Annotated in this window: 13 protein-coding genes; 9 read left to right on the top strand and 4 right to left on the bottom strand. The window is 72.4% G+C overall.

What is annotated here, in order from left to right; genetic code table 11:
• Positions 1-55: 55 nt before the first annotated feature.
• Positions 56-646, top strand: a complete 591-nt coding sequence (locus LV78_RS22690; protein ID WP_253847621.1) for a DUF4406 domain-containing protein — start codon at positions 56-58, stop codon at positions 644-646.
• A gap of 13 nt (positions 647-659) precedes the next feature.
• Here LV78_RS22690 and LV78_RS22695 read toward each other — a convergent pair whose 3' ends face one another.
• Entirely contained in the window at positions 660-3203 is a 2544-nt protein-coding gene (locus LV78_RS22695; RefSeq protein WP_253847622.1) for an AAA family ATPase, read from the bottom strand.
• Positions 3204-3487: 284 nt separating this feature from the next.
• On the opposite strand from LV78_RS22695, the gene LV78_RS22700 reads away from it, so the two are divergent.
• Together LV78_RS22700 and LV78_RS22705 are read left to right on the top strand one after the other, a co-directional pair.
• Entirely contained in the window at positions 3488-3763 is a 276-nt protein-coding gene (locus tag LV78_RS22700) for a hypothetical protein (protein WP_253847623.1), read from the top strand.
• A 24-nt stretch (positions 3764-3787) separates the two neighbouring features.
• Positions 3788-4213 carry a GNAT family N-acetyltransferase gene (locus LV78_RS22705; RefSeq protein WP_253847624.1) on the top strand — a complete coding sequence of 142 codons (426 nt, stop codon included), beginning with the start codon at positions 3788-3790 and terminating at the stop codon, positions 4211-4213.
• Here LV78_RS22705 and LV78_RS22710 read toward each other — a convergent pair.
• Positions 4200-4790 carry a TetR/AcrR family transcriptional regulator gene (locus LV78_RS22710; RefSeq protein ID WP_253847625.1) on the bottom strand — a complete coding sequence of 197 codons (591 nt, stop codon included), beginning with the start codon at positions 4788-4790 and terminating at the stop codon, positions 4200-4202. The genes LV78_RS22705 and LV78_RS22710 overlap by 14 nt on opposite strands.
• Positions 4791-4886: 96 nt before the next feature.
• Between LV78_RS22710 and LV78_RS22715 the strand changes: the two genes are divergently transcribed.
• The 3 genes from LV78_RS22715 to LV78_RS22725 all read left to right on the top strand — a co-directional run bounded on the left by LV78_RS22715 (position 4887) and on the right by LV78_RS22725 (position 8419).
• Complete coding sequence (locus LV78_RS22715; protein WP_253847626.1) at positions 4887-7115, top strand: glycoside hydrolase family 3 C-terminal domain-containing protein; 2229 nt, start codon at positions 4887-4889, stop codon at positions 7113-7115.
• 59 nt (positions 7116-7174) lie between these two features.
• On the top strand, positions 7175-7561 hold the full coding sequence (locus LV78_RS22720; protein ID WP_015803584.1) for a hypothetical protein: 387 nt from the start codon (positions 7175-7177) through the stop codon (positions 7559-7561).
• A gap of 231 nt (positions 7562-7792) precedes the next feature.
• The gene (locus tag LV78_RS22725) at positions 7793-8419 is read left to right on the top strand and encodes a hypothetical protein (RefSeq protein WP_253847627.1); all 627 of its coding nucleotides are present in this window, start codon (positions 7793-7795) and stop codon (positions 8417-8419) included.
• Positions 8420-8605: 186 nt separating this feature from the next.
• Here the strand turns inward: LV78_RS22725 and LV78_RS22730 are convergent, their stop codons facing one another.
• Positions 8606-9016 carry a helix-turn-helix domain-containing protein gene (locus LV78_RS22730; protein WP_253847628.1) on the bottom strand — a complete coding sequence of 137 codons (411 nt, stop codon included), beginning with the start codon at positions 9014-9016 and terminating at the stop codon, positions 8606-8608.
• 242 nt (positions 9017-9258) lie between these two features.
• Here LV78_RS22730 and LV78_RS22735 point away from each other — a divergent pair, with 242 nt between their 5' ends.
• From LV78_RS22735 to LV78_RS22745, 3 genes are read left to right on the top strand one after another with little or no spacing between them, the layout of a single operon-like run.
• Positions 9259-11073 (top strand): flavin-containing monooxygenase, encoded by a 1815-nt coding sequence (locus LV78_RS22735; protein ID WP_253847629.1) that lies wholly within the window; start codon positions 9259-9261, stop codon positions 11071-11073.
• Positions 11070-12602: a hypothetical protein gene (locus LV78_RS22740; RefSeq protein ID WP_253847630.1), complete on the top strand. Its 1533-nt coding sequence runs from the start codon at positions 11070-11072 to the stop codon at positions 12600-12602. Before LV78_RS22735 ends, LV78_RS22740 begins: the two co-directional genes overlap by 4 nt.
• A complete protein-coding gene (locus tag LV78_RS22745) occupies positions 12599-14032 on the top strand; it encodes an MDR family MFS transporter (protein WP_253847631.1) in 1434 nt (477 codons plus the stop codon). Before LV78_RS22740 ends, LV78_RS22745 begins: the two co-directional genes overlap by 4 nt.
• A 45-nt stretch (positions 14033-14077) precedes the next feature.
• Here the strand turns inward: LV78_RS22745 and LV78_RS22750 are convergent, their stop codons facing one another.
• Entirely contained in the window at positions 14078-14974 is an 897-nt protein-coding gene (locus LV78_RS22750; protein ID WP_253847632.1) for a hypothetical protein, read from the bottom strand.
• Positions 14975-15186: the final 212 nt, after the last annotated feature.

The following is a 15186-nucleotide window of genomic DNA, read 5'->3' on the forward strand; positions in this document are numbered from 1 at the left end:
TGACACCGTGGGCTGCGCGAGAAGCGTTCTCCGGTGTTGAGCGAGGAGTCCGAAGATGAGCGGAACGGCCATCGTCGCGGCGATGCAGGCGTATTCGTCGATCGGTTTGCGGGGCGCGGTGTACGTCGCCTGCCCCATCAGCTCGGGAAAGCGCGAGTTCGACCTGATGCTGAGCCTGGGCAGGTTCGACCGCACGGCGCTGCGCGCGGAACTGCCCGCTCGCTGGCGCGGCGAGGTCCTCGAACCCAACCGCGCGGACGCCGGGGGCGCGGCGGCGCTCGCCCGCTCCCGGCACCCGCGCAGCGCGGTCGTCAACCCGGCCGCGTTCGACATAGCCGGGCTCGACCAGCCCGGCTACGACGTGCTGTGCGAGCGCATCATCCGGGACCACGTGACGCGGATCGTGCTCGCGGACGGCTGGCAGTACAGCAGGGGCGCGCGCGTCGAGGCCGTGCTCGCGTTCGACCTCGGCCTGCCGGTGGAGGACGGGGCGGGCGGGCCGATGGACCGCGACCGGGTGGCGTCCGCGTGCGCCGAGGCGGAGACCGCGCTGCTCGGCTCCGGGGTGCCCGGCCACGCCGTGCCCGCCCTGCTGCCCGCCTTCGCGCTCGACGCGGTCCCCGGCGCCGCCGCGCCGGTCGGGTGACCGGGAGCCCCCGTCACCCGCCGACGGCGTCCCGCATCCCGTCCAGCTCGCGCAGCAGCTCGGCGTCGACGCCGGGGTCGTCCCGCAGCGCGCGCCACGCGTCCCGCACCGCCCCGGCGTCGCCGGGCGCCAGCCGCTCCCCGCGCCACAGGGCGAAGTCGTAGAACGAGTACAGGTCCAGGTAGCGCCGCTCCGCGCTGATCCGGTCCCGGTAGCCCGCTTCGCGCACCAGCGCGATCGACCGCTCGCGGGTCCGCGACCAGCCGTGCGCGCGGTCCGAGTCCACGTGCGGCGGTTCCAGGGTCCGGTCCCGGTCGCCGTAGTAGTACATGAGGTACCCCCGGTTCCAGGCCCGCCACCGGGGCGACGACCGCCCGCGCCCCACGAACTCCGCCAGCGCCCGCCCGTCGCCCCGGTGGCACAGCCCCCACAGCAGCGCCTGCTGGAGGAACACGTCGTCCTCCCCGTCGAACAGCCGCCACAGCGCGCCGACCCCGCCCGGCGCGGCGCGGGAGAGCAGGTAGGCCACCAGGTTCCCGGTCACCCGCGCCACCGCCGCCCCCTCCCGCTCGCGGGCCGTCCGGTACGCCCGCTCCAGCACCCCCGCGAGGTCGGGCACGCCCGCCTCGCGCAGCTCGCCCACCAGGAAGTGCCTGATCTCCGGGGTCGGGTCCAGCCGCAGGTGCTCGACCAGCCCCGCGCCGCCCCCGCCCGCCAGCGCGCGCTGGTAGGAGCGGCTCACCAGGTACTCGTAGAACGAGTAGTGGATGAAGCTGCCCCACACCCGGCCGGACGCGCGCACCCGGTCGCACAGGTGGCTCAGCGCCCGCGCCGCGCACCGCTCGGCGCCCTCGCCCGAGGGGCCGCGCGCCACGGCCAGGCTGATCGCGGTGAAGTCGAACCGGTCCTCCCGCAGCGCCCGCCCGGAGAACAGGGCCCACGCCGCGTCGACCCACACGTCCGCCGAAGACCCGCCCCGGCACCCCGCGACCACGAGCGCCCGGTCGCTGCGCCGCGCCAGCAGGTCCACGCACTCCGCGTACAGCGCGGGCACGTTCGCCACCCCGCGCAACCGCTCCGCGCCCAGGCAGGTGATCATCCGCGCGTACAGCGGCCGGGCCGCCATCCTGGTCAGGTCCGGCGACGCGCGCACCAGCTCCACCAGGGCGCCCGGCTCGTCCAGCACCCCGGCCGCGGCCAGCCTGCGGGTGAACTCGGCGAACTGCCCGTCCAGCGCCCACCCGCCCACGGCGCGGATCGAGTCGAACACGTCGCCGTCCATCGCGGGCGCCACGACGTCCTCGAACTCGCGGTGCCTGCACGTGACCACGAGCGTGAACACCGCGCCCGCCTCGCGCAGCAGCCCGGCGAGCCCGGCGCCGCCGCCCTCGTCGCCGACCGCCTCGTCCAGCCCGTCGACCACCAGCACCGGCCGCGCGCCGCTCCCGACCGCCGCGCGCAGCGCCACCGCCCACTCCGGACCGGAGCCGTCGAGCGCCTCGCGCAGACCCGACACCCGGACCGCGATGGCGGGCGCCACCCGGCGCAGCTCGCGCAGCAGCGCGTAGGCGGTGACGCTCTTGCCGCTGCCCGGTTCGCCCAGCAGCAGCACCGAGCAGCCCGCGAGCACCTCGGCCGCCACCGACGAGACCCCGGTGGCGGCCACCAGGTCGGGGCCGGTGAACGAGGCGCGCACGTACAGGCCCCTGCGGTGAAGCTCGGCGATGCTCAGGTCCAGCGGGAACGCCGTGCGGCGCTTGCCCAGCGCCCTGGCGCTGTCGTCGGAGGCCCGCCACAGCGCGGCGTCACCCGGCCGCCGGACGGGCTCCGCGCCCCGCTGCCCCTGCTGCGGCACGTCGACCGGTGGCCGCTCGGTCGGTGGCCGCTCGACCGGGGGCCCGTCAGCCTGCGCCACGCCGGTCGGGCCCTGGTCCCCGGTGGAGGGTCCGCCGACCCGCAGCACCCACGCGTCCGCGTCCGTCTCCTTGGCCACCACCCGGGTGCGCCGGTACGCGCCCACCTCGGCGAACCGGCTGTGCCGCACCACCTCGTCGAAGAACCACGCCGACACCACCAGCACGAGCGCCCCGGAGTGCCCGGTCAGCTCCCGCTTGGCGGCGGGGGAGTCGACCAGCCTGCACGCGTGGTTGACCGCGTGCCCGACCGCGCCGTGCCCGTCCAGGTACACCTCGCCCGCGTGCACCGCCATCCGCAGCCGCACCCGCTGCCCATCGGGGTGCGTGCGGTTGTGCTCGCGCAGCAGGTCCGCCAGCAGGTGCGGCAGCCGCTCCACGAGCAGGCCCTTCGGCACGTCTCCGGGAACGAGCACCAGCGCCCCGTCGCCCCGGTCCCCGAGGTCGCAGGAATCCCACGGGACGCCCGCCGAGGTGAATGCCGAAGCCAGTGCCGCGTACACGGCGGCGCGCACCGCCAACCGGTCCGGATTGGTCCTGCGGTGGTCGCCGTACGCCTCGACGTCGACCACCGCGACGGTCCGGTGCACGGCCTGGCCCGACGCGAGACCGGCGCTGCTGCCTGCGGAGATGTCCCCGTCCATCCGTCCTCCCCGGTGCCTCCCCGCTGGCCACGGTAGGGCATCGGCGACCTCCCCGGTGGACGGCGGGGCAATTCCCGGTAATTCTGGAAAAAATGTTTGAGCGCAATTCTGCGGATTCGCTGGAACGCTTCATTAGGGGGTGCTCCGGAAGGGCGCCGCCCGGCCGGGGGCGCGGGCCGCGCCCCGCGACGTGGTTCCGCAGCCGCGCGACCCGGATCCGTAACACGGCGGACACCCGGCCCGACTCCAAGGTCATCCCCGGACCCCGCGCCGCGGAGGTGCCCATGAACGCCAGACCGTCCGAGCCCCGGCACTGGCAGGCCGCGGCGGAACCCGACGACTACTACACCGGCGGCCCCAGCTGGGCGTCCGACCCGGCCGGTCACGCGCTGCTGCGCATCAACCGCGCGGGCGGTCCCGCCGAGGCCACCGCGCAGGCCGCCACCGAGGCCGTCCTGGTGCTGCACTCGATCCGGCGCATCCTGCTGTGGACGGCGGTGCTGCTGCCGACGGCCGTGGTGCTGGCCGCGCTGCTGCTGTCGGCGGAGCCGCCGCGCTGAGCCGAGGGTGCGATCATGCCGCCCGTGCCCATCCGACCGCTGACCCCCGCCGACCACGACCTGCTCGACGCCGCCGTCCGGCTCTTCCGCGACGTCGAGGTCGCCGACCACACCCCGTTCCTCGCCGACCCGGCCACGATCGCGCTCGTCGCCCTGGACGACGGCGGCGCGGTCGTCGGCTGGGCCTGGGGCCTCCGGCAGCGGCACGCGGCGGGCTACTCGCAGGTCCAGCTCTACGAGATCGGCGTCGACGGGGGCAGCAGGCGGCGCGGGGTGGGGCGGGCGCTGCTCACCGCGTTCCGCGACCTCGCGCGCGCCGAGGGCCACCGCCGCATGTGGCTGTTCACCGACGAGGGCAACACCGCCGCCAAGGCGCTGTACGAGTCCGAGGGCGGCGAGCCCTCGCCGCACGACGACGCGGGCTACTGGTGGCAGCTCACTCCGGCCTGACCCCGCCCACCAGCTCCCAGAAGTGCGCCACGTGCTCGGCCATGTCGGTCCCTGGGTCGTGCAGCCACGCCGTCTGCAACCCGTCCAGCACCGCCGTGACCAGCACCGCGAGCTTGTCCGGGTCCGCTGCGGCGGGCATCCGCCCCTCCGCCTGCAACCGGCGGATCGCCTCGGCGGTGTCCGCCCGCAGCGCCCGGTACCGCTCGCTGAAGTACCCGTGCGACGGGTGCTCCGGCTCCACCGCCTCCGCCGACACCCGGTTGTACAGCCGCACCAGCCCCGGCACCCCCGCGTTGTGCCGCACCAGGCGCACGTAGGCGTCCGGCAGGTCGGTGGTCTCCGGGTCGCCGAGGAACTCCGCCCGGTCGGCCTCGTCGCGCCGCCGCAGGATCTCGGTGAACAGCTCCTCCTTGGACCCGAAGTGGTGCATCAGCCCCGCCTGGCTCAGGCCCACCGCGTCGGCCAGCTCGCGCACCGTGGTGCGCCGGTAGCCGTTGCGGGCCACCAGTTCGAGCGCTGTGGTGAGGATCTCCTCCCGCTTGGCCAGCCCCTTCGCGTACGAGCCCCGTCGAGTCATGGTGGCGAATCTATCCGTTGCCACCCAAAACCGAGCGGTATACGGTGTTCGTGGAGTCAAAAACCGAACATCATGCGGTTTTCAAAGGGGATGCCGATGAGCACCGACCAGCCCACCGTGCCCGCGTCAGTGGCCGACCAGGCCGCCCTCGGCAGCGGCGCGGACATGTGGACCACGAAGGCGGTCGGCGACGTGCCGTCCCTCTTCGTCACCGACGGCCCGCACGGCCTGCGCAAGCAGACCGGCGCGACCGACAACCTCGGCATCGGCGGCAGCGTCCCCGCGACCTGCTTCCCGCCCGCCGTCGGCCTCGCGCAGAGCTGGGACGCCGACCTCGTCGAGCGGGTCGGCCGGGCGCTGGGGGAGGAGTGCCAGGCCGAGGGCGTGTCCGTCCTGCTGGGACCGGGCGTGAACATCAAGCGCGACCCGCGCTGCGGTCGCAACTTCGAGTACTACTCCGAGGACCCGCTGCTGTCCGGCGCGCTCGGCGCGGCCTGGGTGCGCGGCGTGCAGTCGCAGGGCGTGGGCACCTCGCTCAAGCACTACGCGGCCAACAACACCGAGACCGACCGGATGCGCTCCAGCTCCAACGTCGACCCGCGCACCCTGCGCGAGGTGTACCTGCGGCCGTTCCAGCGGGTCGTCGAGGACGCCCAGCCGTGGACGGTCATGTGCGCCTACAACCGGATCAACGGCGTGTACGCGTCCGAGGACCGCTGGCTGCTCACCGACGTGCTGCGCGGCGAGTGGGGCTTCGAGGGCGCCGTGGTCAGCGACTGGGGCGCGGTGCGCGACCGGGTGGCCGCCGTGTCGGCCGGGCTCGACCTGGAGATGCCCGGCGGCGGCGACACCGACGCGGACGTCGTCGCGGCCGTCGAGGCGGGCGAGCTGGACCCGGCCGTGGTCGAGCTGGCCGCGAAGCGGGTCGCCGCGCTGGCCGCGAAGGGCGTCGCAGGCCGCCGCTCCGATGTCGTGCTCGACGTCGACGCGCACCACGCGCTGGCCCGCGAGGTCGCCGCGCGCTGCGTCGTGCTGCTCAAGAACGAGGGCGCCGTGCTGCCCCTCGCCCCCGGCTCGGCCGTCGCCGTCATCGGCGCGTTCGCGCAGGCTCCGCGCTTCCAGGGCGGCGGCAGCTCGCACGTGAACCCCACCAGGGTGGACGTGCCGCTGGACGAGATCCGCCGCCACGCGCCCTCGGCCACCTTCGCCGCGGGCTTCACCACCGACGGCTCCGGCGACGCGGCGGCCCTGCGCGCCGAGGCCGTCGCCGCCGCGGGCGCCGCCGAGTCCGCCGTGCTGTTCCTGGGCCTGGCCGCCGACCAGGAGTCCGAGGGCTTCGACCGCGAGCACATCGAGATCCCCGCTGAGCAGGTCGAACTGCTGGCCGCCGTGCTCCAGGCCCAGCCCCGCACCGCCGTCGTGCTCTCCCACGGCGGCGCGCTGCGCCTTGCCCCCCTCGCGGGCGCGCCCGCCCTGTTGGACGGCGCGCTGCTCGGCCAGGCGGGCGGCGCGGCCGTCGCGGACGTGCTGTTCGGCGCGGTCAACCCGTCCGGCAGGCTCGCCGAGACCGCGCCCACCCGGCTGGAGGACACCCCGGCGTTCCTGAACTTCCCCGGCGAGCGCTCGCAGGTCTACTACGGCGAGGGCCTGCACGTCGGGTACCGCTGGTACGACGCCCGCGACGCGGCAGTCGGCTTCCCGTTCGGGCACGGCCTGTCGTACACCACCTTCGAGCACCGCGACCTGACCGTCTCCGCCTCCGAGGCCGGGATCACGGCGTCGGTCGCGGTGGTCAACACCGGTGAGCGGGCCGGTCGCGAGGTCGTGCAGTTCTACGTGTCGGTCCCCGGCTCGTCGGTGTCGCGCCCCGTGCGCGAGCTGAAGGGCTTCGGCTCGGTGGACCTGGAGCCCGGCGCCGAGGGCCGCGTCGAGGTCCTGCTGCGCGCGGCCGACCTGTCCTACTGGGACGTCGCGGCGGACCGGTGGGTGCTGGAGAGCGGCGAGTACGAGGTGACCGTCGGCGCGTCGAGCCGCGACCTGCGCGCGTCCGCCACCGTCGCGGTGACCGGCGACGAGACCCCGGTCCCGTTCACGCCGGAGTCGACCCTGGGCGAGGTCCTGGCCGACGCCGCGGGTGCCGAGGCGTTCGGCGGCCTGCTGACGGGCGTGTTCGGCTCGTCCGAGTCGTCCGAGGACGCGCTCGGCATGGACATGGCGAAGATGATGGCGTCGATCCCGCTGGAGCGCTTCGTGAGCCTGTCCGGCGGCAAGCTGACCCGTGCCGGGCTGGCGGGCAAGCTCGCCGAGGTGAACGCGGCCAGGTGACCGACGTCCCCCGCCCCCGGTTGGCGCCGGAGGCGCGGGATGTCCCATGATCAACAACCGTGGAGATCTGGTACTCGAAGAGAACCGGCGAGGTGCTCGTCCTGGCAACCGCGGCGGCCTTCCAGGGGCTGTCCGACGTGGTGCGCGGGGGCGGTGAGTACTTCGCCGCCGTCCCGGAGGGGACCGGTTCGTACCGGGGGTTCCTGCGGCGGTGCGCGGTCGAGGTGCGGCCCGAGGGCATGGTGTCGGTCGAGGTCGACGCGGACACCGGCGACCTGCTGGTGACCGGCGGCGCCGGGCACCTCGGGGACCTGGCGGACGAACTGCAGAGCTTCGGCGAGGAGGCGGTTCCGGGCGCGGACGGGCAGATGCGCGTCGAGCACTACCCGGACCACCTGTACCTCACCGGCCCGGTCCCGCCGCTGGTGCTGGAACTGGCGGAATGAGCGGTGGGGCGCTCGCGCTTCTGGCGCGGGCGCCCCGCTTTTCCGTTCGCGGTGATCTCCTTGGTCGCGTTCCGGCGGGTTTTCTCCGGTGCTGATCAACTTGGCACGGGTGCATCATGGTCTGACTGCGTGCGACCCCCAAGGTCAAGTGGTTTGTGCAATCGCCGAAGGTGGCTCAGGCCGCTGACGAATCGGGGCGGGCGGTCGCTCGCGGAGGCGGTGTGTGGCGACGTGGAGACCCCGTTGGAGCTTCAAGAAATTTCAGATGCTTCGGACTTCGAGCTGATGCTGATCTGCACCGCGGTCGCAGAACGGGGCGCCGCCTTCTGTCGAGCCCTGGGCCCCTCGGAGTGCCTGACGTGGGTTGATGGCGCGCTCGGGCTTGCTTGGGCGGCGGCTGCCGGCGAGTCGGTGCAGGACGAGTGCCCTGAGGCGTTGGATGAGTTGGAGATGGAATCTCAGGACGATGAGGATGACTACTATGGTCCGGAGTTCTACCTGACTCAGGCGGTGGAATTGGTGGGAAATGCGCTTGCTGCTTCAATGAGACCTTCAGCTGTGCGGGTGGAGATGTCCGTGAACACCATCCGGACGCTGCTCTCCATGCTCGACTTCGAGTTCTCAGGGGAGGTTTCGGTAATCGTGGGCTATGGAGAAACGCCCCCTCCTTCGGGATTGCTGGTGCAAAAAGAGATTGATGCCGAGCGTGAAGTTCTTTTCCTTCTGGCCCAGGTAGCCGAGGGACTCGCGGATGCCCGTCCGGTGGTGTCCCAAGTTCAGGCATCGTCCAGTGCATTCGCTGCGCGGCTGGTTCCCGCTGTAGAACAGTTTGCCGCGCTCAGCGGCTGGGAACTTTGACGAGCGTGCTGAACTGAGCCTTTTTCATCCTGGTCTGGATGCGTTGGTGGGTAAGGCTTTGCGGTTGTGACTGGTTGGCGCGGTCGCGGCGTGTCGACCGCTGCGCGCACGTGATCACCCCCCCCTGCAAGGGACGCAACAAACCCGAGTCGCAGAACGGCCGACTGGCCAAAGCGATCCACGCTCTTAGGTGGGGTGTGGAAAGTCTTCTTTACGCCTTTCTCGGGCCTTCTTGGAAAGGTTTTCCTGCTTGTATCGAACAGCTTCTTTTGTGATTGATTTCAGTTGCTCGGCGTTGAGGTAAGTTCCCACTGCAATAAGAGCACCCAGTTCGCGAGAATAGCTGTTACTGTGTTCTGTGGAGGCGTCCTTCACTGGGGGCAGTCCTGCAATGGCGATCAAATCGGCTGTCTCAATTTGCAGGGCAGAGGCAACCGCCTGCATGGTATTGTAATTCGGCTTCAGGGTTCCGTTCAGAAGTTGGTTGATCGTGGACTGAGAAAGTCCGGTCAGTTTGGAAAAGATACCAGGAGAAAACCTCCGATTTTCCAGCATTCTTTGGAAAATTTTCTTAAAGTCATTTTCTTCGTTCACCATGCATTTCCTTTTTGGTTTTAGCGTGATTTTCTTGCTTGTTTATTTATAGCAGTTTTCAGGGGTGTTGCGCAGGAGTGGCTCTTGCCGGAGGGGGTGAGTGGCGGGCTGCCCCGGCGGCGCCCCCGTTGCCGCTTGTCCCGAGAGGCGGCTGGCGAGTTCAGTCAGTCGCTTGATTTAATGGTGACCGGCCTCAGGTCCCAGGACCTCCGGCCCGCCCTGCCCGCGACGACCCCGAGGTGCCCATGACCGCCACCCCCGACCGCCTCACCGAGACCGACCTGGGCTTCGACCCCGAGGCCCTCCGCGAGAAGTACCGCCACGAGCGCGACCGCCGCGTCCGCCCCGACGGCGCCGCCCAGTACCGCCGCGCTGCGGGCGAGTTCGGCTACTACGCCGCCGACCCCCACGCCGACCCCGACTTCACCCGCGACCCCCTCACCGACCGCGTCGAGGTCCTGATCGTCGGCGGCGGCTTCGGTGGCCTGCTCACCGGCGCGCGCCTGCGCCAGGCCGGGTTCCAGGACATCCGCGTCGTCGAGGAGGCGGGCGACTTCGGCGGCACCTGGTACTGGAACCGCTACCCCGGCATCCACTGCGACATCGAGTCCTACGTCTACCTCCCCCTCCTCGAAGAGGTCGGCTACGTCCCCAAGTGGCGCTACGCCCCCGGTGAGGAGATCCGCGAGCACGCCGTCGCCATCGCCAAGCACTTCGACCTCTACCGCGACGCCTGCTTCCAGACCCGCGTCACGAGCCTCACCTGGGACGACGCCAACCAGGAGTGGGAGGTCACCACCAACCGAGGCGACGCCATGCGCGCACGCCACGTCGTCGTCTCCAGCGGCACGCTCTCCCAGGCCAAGCTCCCCGGCATCCCCGGCATCGACACCTACCGGGGCCACACCTTCCACACCAGCCGCTGGGACTACGGCTACACCGGCGGTGACGCCACCGGCGGCATGGATCGCCTGGCGGACAAGAAGGTCGCCGTCATCGGGACCGGCGCCACCGGCATCCAGGTCGTCCCGATGCTCGCCCGCGACGCCCAGCACCTCCACGTCTTCCAGCGCACCCCGTCCTCCGTCGACGTGCGCGGCAACCGCCCCACCGACCCCGAGTGGGCCGCGACGCTCCAGCCCGGTTGGCAGCGCGAGCGCCGGGACAACTTCCTCACCACCGTCTCCGGCGGCCACGTCGAGGTCGACCTGATCCAGGACGGCTGGACCGGCACCGCCCAGCTCCAGCGGCAGATCATCCCCGGCACCACGCCCGCCGACCTGTCCCCGGACGAGCTGGCCCACGTCGAGGAGCTCGCCGACTTCGCCAAGATGAACGAGCTGCGCGCCCGCGTCGACGAGATCGTCGACGACCCGGCGGTCGCCGAGCTGCTCAAGCCCTGGTACCGCTACATGTGCAAGCGCCCCACGTTCAGCGACCTCTACCTGGAGGCGTTCAACCGCCCCAACGTCACCCTGGTCGACACCGCCGACCACGGCGGCGTGGAGCGGTTCACCGAGACCGGCGTCGTGGTCGGCGGCGTCGAGTACGAGGTCGACTGCGTCATCTTCGCCACCGGCTTCGAGGTCGGCGTCTCCGGCGTCGTCTCCGGCACGATGCCGGTGCACGGTCGCGGCGGCACGACCCTGCTGGAGTCGTGGGCGCGAGGCCCGCGCACGCTGCACGGCTTCTACAGCAACGGTTTCCCGAACCTGTTCCACCTCGGCCCGCTGCAGAACGCCTCGTCGGTCAACTTCACCCACATCCTCGACGAGCAGGCCACCCACATCGCCGCCGTGCTGGAGCAGGCCCGCGAGCGCGGCGCCGTCCGCGTCGAGCCCAGCGCCGAGGCCGAGGAGGCCTGGCAGCAGGTGCTGCGCGAGTCCACTGTGGACCGGTTCGACTTCCAGGCCGAGTGCACCCCCGGCTACTACAACAACGAGGGCAAGCCCCGCCCCGGCGGCCTGTCCTACGGCGAGGGCCCGGTGGTGTTCCACGAGCTGCTGCGCCGCTGGCGCGCCGACGGCGGCATGGCCGACGTGCTGGTCGACCCCCGGTGACCGGGCGCTGGCACTCCCACCACCTGACCGGCCCGTCCCCGCTGCGCGGCTCCAACGGCGTCGCGCTCGGCCCGGACGGCAGGCTGCACGTCGCCCAGTTCCTCGCCGGGCAGATCAGCGCCGTCGACCTCGCCACCGGCGACGTGGAGGTGGTCGTCCCACCAGGCGGCCCGATCCAGTCCCCGGACGACCTGGCGTTCGCCCCGGACGGCTCGATGGTCGTCACGGACCTGGTGCCGGGCAAGGTGTGGCGGCGCGCGCCGGACGGCGAGTACGAGCTGCTCTCGGCCGAGGTCGTGGTGCCCAACGGCATCGCGTTCGCCGGGAACCGCCTGTACGTCAACGAGATGCGCCCGAACGGCAGGCTGCTGGAGCTGACCGCCGACGGCCCGGTGGAGCTCACCGGCGACCTCGCCATGGGCAACGCCATGCAGCTCGGCCCGGACGGCCTGCTCTACTACCCGCACATGCTCACCGGCCGCGTCTACCGGGTCGGCGTCGACGGCGGCGCCCCGGAACTGGTGGCGGACAACGTGTTCGAGCCGGTCGCGGTCCGCTTCGACCTGGGCGGCGCGCTGCTCGTGCTCTCCCGCGCCGCGACCGGCGTGGTCACCAGGATCGACCTGTTCGGCACCGGCGACCGGAGCACGATCACCAGTGGCGTGGTCGGCCTGGACAACGCGGCGTTCGACGCGGAGAACCGGATGTTCGTCTCCAGCTACGCCAGCGGCGGCGTGCTGGAGCTGCACCCGGACGGCCGCACCAGGGAGGTGGTGCGGCGCGGGCTGGACGGCCCGTTCGGCATCACCGTCGACCTCGGCGGCGTCGTGCGCGCGGCCGACCACTACGGCACCGCGACCATCGGCCCGGACGGCGTCGACCGCGAGCTGCGCACGTTCACCCACGGCATCGCCGCGCACGCGGGCCTGCTGCACCTGACCTCGCAGTACGGTCAGATCCGCACGCACGACCCGCGCACCGGCGAAACCCGTGACCGGGCAAGGGGAGTGGACCGCCCGCTCGGCATCGCAGTCCGCGCGGACGGCTCGCTCGTCGTCGCCGAGTCCGGCGCCGGGCGGGTGCTGCTGATCTCGCCCGAGGACGAGGTGACCGTGCTCGCGGACGGCCTGACCCGCCCGGTGGACGTGGCGCTGGACGACGAGGACCGCTGCTACGTCAGCGATCCCGGCCAGGGCGCGGTGCTCAGGCTGGACGCGGACGCCCCGGCGCCGCTGCTCGCCGGGCTCGCCGAACCGCAGGGGATCGCCGTGCTGGGCCGGGAGCTGTTCGTCGTCGAGGTCGGCACGCGCTCACTGCGCTCGATCCCGCTCGACGGCGGCGAACCGCGCGTGGAGCTGGAAGACCTGCCGGTGGGCGGCCCGAACCGCCCGACCCCGGCCCTGTTCGCGGCCGGACTCCCCGGCGTGGCCCCGAGCTTCGCCGGACTGGCCGCCCACGACGGCGCGCTGCACCTGTCCGCCGACGCCGAGGGCAGCGTCCTGAGGCTCACCGAGGAGCCGGTCCGGTGACCGAGGGCAAGGCGCAGGTCCTGAAGGCGCTCAGCGGCCTGCTGGTGGCCCTGTTCACCGCCACGCTCAGCAGCACCGTCGTGTCCACCGCGCTGCCGGGGATGATCAGCGACCTGGACGGCTCGCAGTCCCAGTACACCTGGGTGGTCACCGCGACCCTGCTGACCGCCACCGCCACCACCCCGATCTGGGGCAAGCTGGCCGACCTGTTCAGCAAGAAGACCCTGGTGCAGGTGGCGATCGGCGTGTTCGTGGCCGGTTCGCTGGCCAGCGGCCTCAGCCAGGACGCCGGTCAGCTCATCGCCGCCCGCGCGCTCCAGGGCGCCGGGGTCGGCGGGTTGCAGACGCTGGTGCAGATCGCGATCGCCGCGATGATCCCGCCGCGCGAGCGCGGCCGGTACAGCGGCTACCTCAGCAGCGTCACGGCGGTGTCCACGATCGGCGGCCCGCTGCTCGGCGGTCTGATCGTGGACACGTCGTGGCTTGGCTGGCGCTGGTGCTTCTTCATCGGCGTCCCGGTCGCGATCGCCGCCCTGGTCCTGCTGCAGGTCACCCTGGACCTGCCGGTGGTGCGGCGGGAGCGGGTGCGCATCGACTACGCGGGCGCCGCGCTGATCACGGCGGGCGTGTGCCTGCTGCTGGTGTGGGTCTCGTTCGTGGGCGACGCGTTCACCTGGTCGTCCTGGCCGAGCCTGGTCATGGCGGGCGGTTCGGTGCTGCTGCTCGGCGCGGCGGTGTGGGTGGAGACCAAGGTCCCGGAACCCGTTGTGCCACTGGACATCGTGCGCCAACGACCCACCGCGCTGGCCATCCTGGGCAGCCTGGCGGCGGGCACCGCGATGTACGGCGCGGCGGTGTTCCTCAGCCAGTACTTCCAGGTGAGCCGGGGCCACACGCCCACCGAGGCCGGGCTGCTGACCATTCCCATGATGGCCGGAATCCTGGTGGCGTCGACGGTGGTCGGCAGGCTGGTGACCAGGACCGGCAAGCTCAAGCCGTACCTGGTGGCGGGCTCGCTCTCGCTCACGGCGGGCTTCGCGATCCTCGGCTTCCTGGACCGCGAGACCCCGCTGGTGGTGCTGTCGGTGGCGATGGTGCTGGTCGGCGCGGGGGTCGGCATGACGATGCAGAACTTCGTGCTGGTGGTCCAGAACGCCGTGCCCCTGAAGGACATCGGAGCGGCCAGCTCCACGGTCTCGTTCTTCCGCTCGCTGGGCGGCACGATCGGAGTGGCCGTCCTGGGCGCGGTCCTGGCCCGCGACGTCGCGGCGAACCCCGGCGACGTCCGCACGGCGTACGGCGAGGCGACGGCGCAGGTGTTCCTGATCTCGGCCGTCGTCGCGGCGGTGGGCGTGCTGGCGGCGGTGCTGCTCAAGCCGGTGGTGCTGCGGACGAGCCTGGACGTGGTGAAGGAGGTCGAGAAGGCCTGACGCGGGCGGTGGGCGGCGGGGGAACCGCCGCCCACCGCATCCAGGTCACCGCGGCGCCAGCTCCAGCCGCTCCACGTCGAAGAACACCACCTCCCGCACCCGCCCCTCCACGTGCAGCAGCTCACCCGCGTGCCCCAGCGCGACCGCCCCGTCGTCCGAGAAGTCCCGCCGCACCAGCAAACCCCCACCACCGGCCACGGTCATCGCCTCCCACCGCCCGTCCCGCACCGAGTGCAGCGCGGCCTCGGCGGACCGCAGCTCCAACCCGTCCCCCTCGCACCTGCCCGGCCCGATCGACGCCTCCAGCTCCGCGCCGTCCCACCACACGTCCCGAACCACGTGCGGCCCAGGGGAGTCGACGGCCACCTCCGCCAGCTCGCCCACCGTCGTGGTCAACATCGCCACGTGCTCGTCCCCGCACCCCGCAGGCGTCGCACCCGCCTCGCGCACCACCACCGCCGCGGTCAGCCACGCGGGCCCCGGCCGCACCGACAGCACCTCACCACCCGGCGCGGGCAGCTCGCGGTAGGCCCCCGCGCCGTCCAGGGCGTACAGCACCGGGGTCTCGCCCGCGCGGTAGCCGTAGACCAGCTCCTCCGACCCGGCCAGCAGGCGATCCGTCCCCGACCGGCCGCGCAGCTCCGGGGGCAGCGGGACCGCCGTCTCCGCCGAGGAGTCCGGGTCCAGGACCCGCAGCTCGTCGCCGGTCACCCAGGCGATCCCGTGCTGCCCCAGCGGCACCGCTCGCTCGCACCGGCACTCCACGGTCTTGCCCGCGCCCTCCCGCGCGCTGACCACGGTCACCCGGCCACCCGTCGTGGCGAACGCGTGCCTGCCGTCCAGCGTCCACGCGATCGGCCCGCCGTCGTACGGCCCCTCGGCGCGCAGCACGGTCTTCCCCACCGCCACCCCGAACCGGTCCGCCGTCCCGAACGCGTACACCGGCCCCTCGGGCGAGGCGGATGGCGAGGGGCCAACCTCCTCCGAACCCGGACCGCACGCGGTGAGCAGAAGCGCAGCCGTGACCACAAGACATCCCCCAGTACGTGTCACCCGCAAATCATCCACTCCGTCGGTGAAGAGCAGTGCCCGAACGGGAGACGAAGTTCGCTCACCGTGCCCAGCCTGTCACCCGCCCCGGTGAGGTGCACCGC

This window comes from Actinosynnema pretiosum, assembly GCF_024171695.1.
Classification (GTDB): Bacteria; Actinomycetota; Actinomycetes; order Mycobacteriales; family Pseudonocardiaceae; genus Actinosynnema; species Actinosynnema pretiosum.

Coding starts and splice junctions, on each gene's coding strand:
- LV78_RS22690 (WP_253847621.1), top strand. CDS start 56: ATGAGCGGAACGGCCATCGTCGCGGCGATGCAGGCGTATTCGTCGATC.
- LV78_RS22695 (WP_253847622.1), bottom strand. CDS start 3,203: ATGGACGGGGACATCTCCGCAGGCAGCAGCGCCGGTCTCGCGTCGGGC.
- LV78_RS22700 (WP_253847623.1), top strand. CDS start 3,488: ATGAACGCCAGACCGTCCGAGCCCCGGCACTGGCAGGCCGCGGCGGAA.
- LV78_RS22710 (WP_253847625.1), bottom strand. CDS start 4,790: ATGACTCGACGGGGCTCGTACGCGAAGGGGCTGGCCAAGCGGGAGGAG.
- LV78_RS22715 (WP_253847626.1), top strand. CDS start 4,887: ATGAGCACCGACCAGCCCACCGTGCCCGCGTCAGTGGCCGACCAGGCC.
- LV78_RS22730 (WP_253847628.1), bottom strand. CDS start 9,016: ATGGTGAACGAAGAAAATGACTTTAAGAAAATTTTCCAAAGAATGCTG.
- LV78_RS22735 (WP_253847629.1), top strand. CDS start 9,259: ATGACCGCCACCCCCGACCGCCTCACCGAGACCGACCTGGGCTTCGAC.